Below are 8934 nucleotides of genomic sequence, written 5' to 3'. Positions count from 1 at the left end.
CGGATTTCAATTGTCTTTCGGTGTTGCAATTTGCGGTAGAGGTACTGAAGGTCAAGCACATTCTTGTGGTTGGCCATTACGGGTGTGGTGGCATCAGGGCTGCTTATCGCAATGAAGGTTTCGGTTTGATCAGTAACTGGCTGCGCCATGTACAAGATGTTCGTGATCGCCATCAGGCGGTGCTGGACGCCAGCGGTAGCGAGTTTGATCAGATTGATCGGCTATGTGAGCTGAACGTTATCGAACAGGTAGGGCACTTGTGCCAGAATAACATCGTTCAGGATGCCTGGAAGCGCGGCCAGACACTGAATGTACACGGATTTGTTTACGATGTTGCAGACGGCATACTTCGGGATATGGGCCTGTCGGTTTCCGGCGCTGAAGACTGGGAACAGATCAAGGAAAACAGCCTGAGTGAGCTGATATTGCGCCCTGTGCGCTCAGGTCGTGAGAAAAAAATCTGATCTTTACTGCAAAACGGCAAACATCCGCTGGCCCATGAAGAAACCCCCTGCGGATAACTCATGCAAATAACTCATGCAAATAACTCATGCAAAGCTTGGTCGCCTCCAATTTACCTGACGCTTCAGTGAAATCTTTACCGAATTCTCATCAGGCGCTTCTTAAAAATCAACACCTGCTGATTGGCCGGGTGGCGCTTCTGGGTGTTGCATCCGCGCACCTTCTACCAGAGCTTTCTCCCAGCGGTCCTGCCATAAGTGGCCTGGCCATGAGTGAGCATGCCGGTGTTTTCCGTGCGCTTGGGCACCAGGAAACCTGGCAGGCCTGTTTTGGCTACGACGACCCGGCGCTGACACAGAACCGCTACGACAGCGTTGTTGTGTTTTTGCCCAAAGCCCGCTCCGAGCTTGAAATGCGTTTGGCTCTGGCGCTTTCGCTGGCGGCAGACAATGCGCGGCTGATACTGGTAGGAGAAAAGAAAGAAGGCATTGCCGGTGCGATTAAACAGCTGAAAGCGATTGTTCCGCAAGCATCCAAGGTCGACAGCGCACGCCACTGCCAGGTCTGGTGCGCGGACGCGGTGGAACCGGTTCCCGGATTTCAGGTTCAGGACTGGCTTAGCTGGGATAGGGTTGAGTGCGCAGGTGTGCCTGTTGACGTTGCCGGATTGCCGGGGATTTTTAGCCAGGACGGCCTGGATAAGGGCACGCGCTTGCTGCTGGAGACGCTTTCAGAACAGCCTGCCGGTGCTGAACGGATACTGGATTTCGCCTGTGGTGCGGGTGTCATTGGCGCCTGGGTTCAGGCCTGGCAGGCGTCGCAGAAAAGAGCTGTTGCCAGCGTCGATGCGGTGGACGTGCAGTCCCAGGCGATTATATGTGCACGGGAAACCTATCAGCGCAACGGCGCGGCCGGCACGATTTCCGCCTCGGACGGCTTGACCGGCATGGAAGGTCTTTGGCCCGTGATTATCAGTAATCCGCCCTTTCACTCAGGTGTAAAAACCGACACGTCCATGACAGAGCAGTTCCTTCAGGATGTAAAACGACATCTGCAGCCAGGGGGCGAGCTGCGCCTGGTTGCGAACAGTTTTCTGCCGTACGAGGCCCTCATCAAGCGCTACATCGGGCGCGTCGAACGCCTGCGTGAAGACGGGCGCTTCACCGTTTATCGAGCGTTTCGTGGGTGATCTGACAACGGCAGTGCTGGATTTTCCCGGTGGCAGTCTGACGCTCACTCGCCCCGGCACTGTGGATCCAAGCCTGCGGGCCTGGAGCGCGGCCGACGAATTGCTTCTTGAGGAAGCTTGCAGTCACTTGGAAACGGCACCTGAATCCCGGGTTCTGGTGATTGACGATCAGTACGGCGCCTTGACGTTGGGGTTGTGCCGGTTTGCACCCGATGTGGTTGCCGACGGCGCTCAGCTAGGTGCAGCGCTGGCGTTAAATGCGAGCCTGAATGCCAACAGTGCAGCGCCCGAGCAGGTACACAGTTGGTTGCAGCCTCCCGCTGACTCTTATGATCTGATCCTGCTTAAAATTCCCCGGGAAACCGACTATCTTGCCTGGCTGCTTCGCTGGGCGAATGGCGCGCTAACGCCCGGCGGCGTTATCTTGGCCGCCGGTATGATCAAACACCTGCCGGATCGCAGTGTGGACGTATTTGCCGGAGCGGTGGAGGTTCTGAACGTGGGTCGAGCGATCAGAAAAGCCCGGGTGATGACGTGTGGTCGTGGCCAGGCGACATTGGACGGCTGGCCGGGTGTTTGGAAAGGCTATTCGCTAGGGAAAGAGAGCGAACTGCCCGGCGACGTTGTTCGTGTTGTTGCCATGCCTGCGGTGTTTGCGCGGGAAAAACTGGATATCGGCACGCGACTGATGTTGTCTCACCTCCACGATACATTGAATCGCTGCGCCTCCGGTGCCCGGGTGCTGGACCTGGCGTGCGGTAACGGCGTTCTCGGCCTGAGCGCATTGGCTGTGCAACCGGATCTCGACCTGACCTTTAGTGACGTATCCAGCCAAGCAGTGCTGAGTGCTCGCCACAATACGGAAGCCGCATTTCCTGATGCCAAAGCTGTGTTTGAGCATGGGGATGGTATCGCAGACGGCACCGAGGCATTTGAACGAATTCTGTTAAACCCGCCGTTTCACGAGGGCGGCGTTGTGGGTGATCACATTGCGCTGAGGCTTTTCGAGCAGGCATCAAAGAGTCTCTCTGAAACCGGTCGCCTGATTGTGGTCGGGAACCGGCATCTTGGGTACCACCGGAGCTTGCGGCGTTTCTTTGCGAACGTTCGTCAACTGGATGCCAACCCCAAATTTGTGCTCTTCGAAGCCTCGCTGTCGTAGCCCAGGCGCGCCAATGTGTCCACGATGGTTTGTGTCTGGCTGTCAATTTCAATGTTGACGCGTGTGCGCTCGTCTATTGCACCAAACGTGGTGGCCCTGAGGGTTTCCGGAATCAGGTGAACGTTAAACCGGTTGCCATCTACTTCGCCGATGGTCAGGCTGGCGCCGTTGATGGCAATGTAGCCTTTGGGAAAGATGTAGCGAGCCCACTGCTCTGGAATTTCAAACCAGAGGGTCACGTTGTTTTCCGGGCGCAGAATATCAACAACCTGCGCGGTACTGTGGATGTGCCCAGATAACAAATGCCCACCAATTTCGTCTCCGATTCGCGCTGCTCGCTCAAAATTGACGGCATCTCCGGGCACCAGATCACCCAGTGTTGTCAGGCTGAGGGTTTCCTGCATGGCGTCAAAAAACAGCGTGTTGCCGGCCTGGCGGGTGACGGTCAGGCAGGTGCCATTGATGGCAACAGAGGCACCAATGTTGATGCCTGCCGTGCTGGTATCGGGTAAACGGATCGCGAAAGTGCTCAGCCCGGTCGCCGACGTGACCTTTTCAACAACCGCAATACCCTGAACAATACCGGTGAACATAAGCAGGCCTCTTTGGAGATCAGTGGTGGCTGGAAAGGATAGCGAGCAAGGTTGCCGTTGCCAAGTTTGAACGCGGGAAAATGTTATCGGGGCGTCACGGCTCAAGATATGGCAAAGCCAGTCGATACATTTCAATAGTACCCATGTTAACGCATACCTTTAAGAGAGCGCATGCAAGAGCATGCTCGTAAACCCGAGGCTCCATAAAGTATTGGACTGACCACCATGGCCCAGAATCAGAATGCCGCAGAAGCATTGACAGACACCGCGCAGGGTGCCGTTTTACGACCTGGGCGGCTGGCGGATCCTGTTCCAGCGGACGCTCAATCAGCGCCGGGTGAGGACGTTAAGATGGCTTCAGTGCCTGATGCTCTTTCAAAAGGCGCTGTGAACGCTGGGGGGCAGGCCGTTGCGAAGGCTGAAGCCGACCGTATTCGGCCTGGCGCAGAATCAGACGGCACCAATGCCCCCATCGACGACACGGGTCCGGAACACGCAGGGTCCCGCCAGCGCACGTTAAGATTGATGTTGCGGCAGTGTGATCGTGTGCTGCTGATGGATTTTGAACTTCTGGCGATGAGCGACTGGCCTGATAACTTTACCGTTGCGTCTGCACGCCGAGGCCGGGATCTGTGGGTGTTCAGTGCCCTTGTGGCAGCCATCATCTTTCTCAGCGGGTTGACCGGTTTTGTGCCCGCCTGGGTGGCCGGCGGCGGGTTTGGAGCCTTTGTTATTATTCTGCTTCTGGGCATTCCAGTGGTTCGCCGAATTTATACATCGGAACCGTCGTATCTGGATCTACTGATGAAGCGCCAACGAATGATGCGTGACGCACGAAAACATGTGAGCCATCTGGAGGGTAAAGAAGGGCTGATATGGCAATGTGCCCGCATGACAGACTTTAATCCCGCCCTGAAAAATGCCCGGTTTAGCAGTCTTCTGCGGTTGTCGGAGCAAAAAGCCTTGTCTCGGGCGCTGTCTCGGCGGGAACACGTGAGGCTTTACCTCATTTATCTTCTTGAGGCAGAAAAGGCTTTTAGCCAGGTTCAGGCGGCGTTTTTTGAGGGCAACCAGACAGCCATAGACCGGGGATGGCAAAAAGCGGTGGCGGAACCGGAGGACAGAACTTGACATAAATGGGCTTCAAACGTATGTTTTAAACAGACGTTTACTCGTGGCGCTGAAAATAGGCACTGAAAACAAAATGGCCCAGTCTGATACCGTTGACCGAATTCTTGATGCTGCAGAAGAGCTGTTTGCCGAACGTGGTTTTTCAGAAACTTCATTGCGCATGATTACCAGTAAGGCCAGAGTAAACCTGGCTGCGGTAAATTACCACTTCGGCTCCAAGAATGCGCTGATTCATGCTGTTTTTGGCCGCTTTTTGACGCCCTTTTCAGCGACCCTTGAAACCGCATTCGATGAGCTGGAAACCCGGTGTGAAGGCAAACCGCCAACTCTGAATCAAACCCTTTGGGCACTCACTGAAAGCGCCGTCCGTATGCCTCAGCGGAACGAAAAGGGCATTTCGATTTTTATGAGGCTGCTCGGGTTGGCTTACACCCAGTCGCAAGGACACTTGCGCCGGTTTCTGGAGCAGGAATACAGCCAGCCTTTCAGCCGCTTCATGCGCCTGCTCAAAGAAGCAACGCCACAGCTTTCAGCGGTGGATCGTTACTGGCGCATCCAGTTCATGCTGGGCGCGACAGCGTTTACGATGTCCAGTAGCGACGCCCTGAAAGACATTCTGCGTAATAAGCTGGGCGTTGAAACCACCATTCAGGAAATTGCTGCTCGCCTCGTACCTTTCCTTGCAGCCGGTATGCAGGCGAAAGACGCTTTGCTGGTTCCCGCTCTTCCTACCATTCCTCCTGTTGCTTCCATTCCGTCCGTTGACAACAATATCCCGGTTGCCTGAGTTGCACCCTCTCGGTTAGTCTTTCTCCTGAATTCCGGAGGGAGCATTACCCGTTGTGAATCAACGTAACCCCATTGCCTGTTCAATTGACGTCAATCTGGACGACCAGAACCTTACTCTGCTCGATGGGAGCGGGGGCGTGATCGTTTGCTATTCGGTGTCTACCGCGCTCAATGGCGCCGGTGAGCAGGACGCCAGTGGTTGTACGCCGAGAGGTAAGCATTTTGTACGCGCCATGATAGGCTCCGGACTCCCCGCCAATACTGTTTTCCGTGGGCGGCGCCCCACCGGAGAGATTTACAGTCCGGTACTTGCGGCCAGCCATCCCGGCCGTGACTGGATACTGAGCCGCATTCTCTGGCTGTGCGGACGCGAGCACGGGATAAACCGTGGCGCCGGTGTTGATAGCTTTCGTCGTTATATATACATACATGGCACCCCGGATACAGAACCCATGGGCACAGCGCTTTCCCACGGCTGCGTGCGCATGCGCAATGCCGATGTCATAGAGTTGTTCGAGTGCGTTCAACCGGGTATGCCGGTTACGATCCGTTAAAACCAGAGTGTTGACACTGATTAGAGGAATTCCATGATTGGAGAAATGATGTCCACGCTCAATAGCTGGATCGCGGGTTTCGGCGTGTTATCGGAGGCTTGGCGCGTGGGGATTGTGGTGTTTGCGCTGGTGTTTGGAACCGCCACCGTAGCCTACATCGCCGGTCATGTTATTGGCGCCCTGGAGCGAAAATTCGCCAAAACCGACAACGTTTGGGATGACGCAGCACTGCATGCTGCCCGCACACCGGTGGTGGCTTTTGTCTGGCTGCAGGGCGTGTACTGGGCAGCCGAAGTGGCTCATCACTATTCCTCTGCAGTGATATTCGAGGCAAATGGAACCCTGTTGCAGGTTGGTTTCATTTTTATTGCTGTCTGGGCGTTGTTGCGGATAATCAAGGCGATTGAAAGCATTCTTGTTTCTCCCGTCAAAATGAAAAGCCCCATGGACTACACCACTATTAACGCGGTGAGTAAGGTCTCGCGGGCAGTGGTCATTATTACAGCCGTTTTGATCAGCATGCAGTCGCTGGGTTACAGCATTTCGGGGGTGATGGCCTTCGGCGGCGTTGGCGGCATTGCGGTGGGTTTTGCGGCTAAAGATCTGCTGGCTAACTTTTTTGGTGGTTTTATTATCCACCTCGACAGGCCTTTTAAAGTGGGTGACTGGATCCGCTCCCCGGATCGCAATATCGAGGGCACCGTGGAAGAGATTGGCTGGCGCCTGACCACTATCCGAACCTTTGATAAACGCCCCCTGTATGTTCCCAACGCGGCGTTTACAACCATTGCGGTCGAAAATCCTTCTCGGATGACCAACCGGCGAATTTCCGAAACCATTGGTATCCGCCATGCGGATGTCAGCCAGATGTCGACCGTGGTTGCCGATATTCGCTCGATGCTTGAAGGCCATGAAGAAATTGCCAGCGACCAGACTTTGATTGTCAATTTCCTGGCGTTCAGCCCGTCGTCGCTGGATATCATGGTATATGCCTTTACCAAGACAACCCAGTGGGTGCGTTATCACGAGATAAAACAGGACGTCCTCCTGAAAATCAGCGACGTTATTACAGGTCATGGAGGCGTGGTTGCGTTCCCAACGCAAACATTGCATCTCACTGAAGATACCCGGCTCCCGGTGAGTGAGAATATCCAGTTCACTCAGGGGGACGAGGTAAAACATCAGGACCGAGATCAGGATCAGGCTTCCCAACCTGGCCGCAATATACATAAACGCAGTCGCCGGCACGACACACAGAAAGGCGATGTGGGTGAGCAGTCCCTGAATGCGGGAGATGGCGATTAATGGCTAATATCAACACGGCAGTTGGCATTATTGGTGGCACCGGTCTGACCACCTTGTCGGGTTTGCAGATCACGGGTTCGCGAACGGTGCAAACACGCTGGGGATCGCCTTCATCCGAGTTGACTGAAGGCAGTCTGGATGGGCAGCCTGTGGTGTTCCTCTCACGGCATGGCAATCCCCACAGGATACCGCCCCACGAAGTGAACTACCGCGCGAATATGAAAGCGCTTTTCGATGCGGGCGTACGCACCGTTATCGGAGTGAACGCGGTGGGCGGGATACATCCGGATTTAGGCCCGGCGTGCGTGGTTATTCCCGATCAGATTATTGACTACACCTGGGGCAGAGCCAGCACGTTCTTTGAGAGCAATGTCGGGAACGGTATCGAGAACAATCTGGAAAACGTCACCCACATTGACTTCACCTGGCCTTATGATCACGCCGCTCGGGACATCCTGATGCATTGCGCAAAAGCTCATGACATAGCCTTTGCCGGTTTTGGCGTGTACGGCGCTACTCAGGGGCCGAGATTGGAAACAGCGGCCGAAATACGCCGTATGGAGAAAGACGGCTGCGATCTGGTCGGGATGACCGGCATGCCGGAGGCCGCTTTGGCGGCTGAACTGGGTATGCGGTATGTGTGCCTGGGGCTGGTGGTAAACCGGGCGGCAGGAAAGTCAGACCACATCATTACCATGGAAGAAATCGAAGCGGCCATCGAGCAAGGCATGTCTGGTGTCAGACGCATTCTGGAGGCCTCGATGACCGGTCTTGGCGCTCTTAAGGCGTTGCCTCAATCTTTTTGAAGAACACGAGAACGCCGATGGTGGGGGAGTCCAGAAAGTGGATTTCCTCGCTCCGCATTCTGCGGGTTTCGCGAATCCAGGTCACGAGCTCCAAAGGTACGTCAGGCTGCATATTCAGTGTGGCATTTGTTACAGAGCTGCTGCCGGGTGTTGCAGAGTCGCTGCCGGGCACCTGATCCACACGGCCTTCGGAGATTCCCGACGTCGCCACTTTTCCTTCCTTCCAGTGGTTGAGATGAACCGCGACATGAAGGTAGCGATTTCGATCGATTGTGATATTGCCTTCAATTTCTCTCTGACCTGCCGGCTCCAACCATTTGCCAATCTCAATGCGCAGCGGTTGGCCTTTGTAGTCCGGCGGAAATGCCTCGTACCAGCCTGCCGACATGAGCACGCGGTAGTTGCCGCTTCCCTCCAGCCGGTTGGCAGCGCTTCCAAGGTGAAGCTCGTTGCGTGGCACAAGTTTGAGGGATGACGAGACATTGCCGTCGCTGGCAACACGATAAAGGGTTTTGCCGGTGTCTACCGGGGCGTCCACTTTACGATTAACCATGCGCTCATTGATCGCTCCGGGGTCGACGATGCGCTCCAGAATGACAATCTCAGCCCGGTAGTAGTCGTTGGGCGTTGTCTGTTGCGCATGGCTGACCATGGCCGTTAAAAGCAGAAACGCCGTCAGTAGTGTGCGTGCCATTAGCCGGCACAAGCGATTACCATCAGTCTGCAAGAGGATGCTCCAGTTTTATCAAGGCCCTGTTTTCAAGGCACTATTCGGGCGATAGCCAGGTGGCGTTCAGGCAATGGTCAGGCGGTAGCCGCGCTAGGCGCTGGCACCAGCTCGCTCAGCATGCCGGAGATGCCGTCGAGTTTACCACTGGTTGACGTGTCCTTCAGCCGAAAACGAAAGCTGTTAGCACCTTCAAGGCGATAGGTATCCGGAGCG

The 8934-nt window shown here is 55.4% G+C and carries 10 protein-coding genes; 8 read left to right on the top strand and 2 right to left on the bottom strand.

All coding sequences use genetic code 11. The annotated features are described in order from the left end of the window. The 3 genes from ENI00_RS01685 to ENI00_RS01675 all read left to right on the top strand — a co-directional run. The coding region (locus ENI00_RS01685) for a carbonic anhydrase (RefSeq protein WP_304097878.1) at window positions 1-464 on the top strand (464 nt) is incomplete at its 5' end. 125 nt (window positions 465-589) lie between these two features. Further along, a complete protein-coding gene (locus ENI00_RS01680) occupies window positions 590-1651 on the top strand; it encodes a class I SAM-dependent methyltransferase (protein WP_304097875.1) in 1062 nt (353 codons plus the stop codon). Beyond that, a complete protein-coding gene (locus tag ENI00_RS01675) occupies window positions 1608-2813 on the top strand; it encodes a class I SAM-dependent methyltransferase (protein ID WP_304097873.1) in 1206 nt (401 codons plus the stop codon). The genes ENI00_RS01680 and ENI00_RS01675 overlap by 44 nt, the downstream gene beginning before the upstream one ends. Here ENI00_RS01675 and ENI00_RS01670 read toward each other — a convergent pair. After that, window positions 2762-3406: a riboflavin synthase subunit alpha gene (locus ENI00_RS01670; RefSeq protein ID WP_304097870.1), complete on the bottom strand. Its 645-nt coding sequence runs from the start codon at window positions 3404-3406 to the stop codon at window positions 2762-2764. The genes ENI00_RS01675 and ENI00_RS01670 overlap by 52 nt on opposite strands. 225 nt (window positions 3407-3631) lie before the next feature. On the opposite strand from ENI00_RS01670, the gene ENI00_RS01665 reads away from it, so the two are divergent. The 5 genes from ENI00_RS01665 (at window position 3632) to ENI00_RS01645 (ending at window position 7991) form a co-directional block, all read left to right on the top strand. Further along, on the top strand, window positions 3632-4537 hold the full coding sequence (locus ENI00_RS01665; RefSeq protein ID WP_304097867.1) for a hypothetical protein: 906 nt from the start codon (window positions 3632-3634) through the stop codon (window positions 4535-4537). 73 nt (window positions 4538-4610) lie between these two features. Further along, complete coding sequence (locus ENI00_RS01660; protein WP_304097864.1) at window positions 4611-5324, top strand: TetR/AcrR family transcriptional regulator; 714 nt, start codon at window positions 4611-4613, stop codon at window positions 5322-5324. A 97-nt stretch (window positions 5325-5421) separates the two neighbouring features. Continuing rightward, on the top strand, window positions 5422-5880 hold the full coding sequence (locus ENI00_RS01655; RefSeq protein ID WP_304097881.1) for a L,D-transpeptidase: 459 nt from the start codon (window positions 5422-5424) through the stop codon (window positions 5878-5880). 33 nt (window positions 5881-5913) lie between these two features. Continuing rightward, window positions 5914-7185 (top strand): mechanosensitive ion channel family protein, encoded by a 1272-nt coding sequence (locus tag ENI00_RS01650; RefSeq protein ID WP_304097863.1) that lies wholly within the window; start codon window positions 5914-5916, stop codon window positions 7183-7185. Then, entirely contained in the window at window positions 7185-7991 is an 807-nt protein-coding gene (locus ENI00_RS01645; protein WP_304097861.1) for an S-methyl-5'-thioinosine phosphorylase, read from the top strand. Before ENI00_RS01650 ends, ENI00_RS01645 begins: the two co-directional genes overlap by 1 nt. Here the strand turns inward: ENI00_RS01645 and ENI00_RS01640 are convergent. Then, entirely contained in the window at window positions 7966-8685 is a 720-nt protein-coding gene (locus ENI00_RS01640) for a CsiV family protein (RefSeq protein WP_304097857.1), read from the bottom strand. The genes ENI00_RS01645 and ENI00_RS01640 overlap by 26 nt on opposite strands. Window positions 8686-8934: the final 249 nt, after the last annotated feature.

This window comes from Marinobacter antarcticus (assembly GCF_011049865.1).
GTDB classification, from domain to species: Bacteria; Pseudomonadota; Gammaproteobacteria; order Pseudomonadales; family Oleiphilaceae; genus Marinobacter; species Marinobacter antarcticus_A.
The sequence above is the reverse complement of the archived record's forward strand: the minus strand, read 5'-3'. Positions and strand labels throughout refer to the sequence as shown.

What these genes read in the sequence shown, in the direction of transcription:
- ENI00_RS01670 (WP_304097870.1), bottom strand. Translation starts at nt 3,406, where the DNA reads ATGTTCACCGGTATTGTTCAGGGTATTGCGGTTGTTGAAAAGGTCACG.
- ENI00_RS01665 (WP_304097867.1), top strand. Translation starts at nt 3,632, where the DNA reads ATGGCCCAGAATCAGAATGCCGCAGAAGCATTGACAGACACCGCGCAG.
- ENI00_RS01660 (WP_304097864.1), top strand. Translation starts at nt 4,611, where the DNA reads ATGGCCCAGTCTGATACCGTTGACCGAATTCTTGATGCTGCAGAAGAG.
- ENI00_RS01650 (WP_304097863.1), top strand. Translation starts at nt 5,914, where the DNA reads ATGATTGGAGAAATGATGTCCACGCTCAATAGCTGGATCGCGGGTTTC.
- ENI00_RS01645 (WP_304097861.1), top strand. Translation starts at nt 7,185, where the DNA reads ATGGCTAATATCAACACGGCAGTTGGCATTATTGGTGGCACCGGTCTG.
- ENI00_RS01640 (WP_304097857.1), bottom strand. Translation starts at nt 8,685, where the DNA reads ATGGCACGCACACTACTGACGGCGTTTCTGCTTTTAACGGCCATGGTC.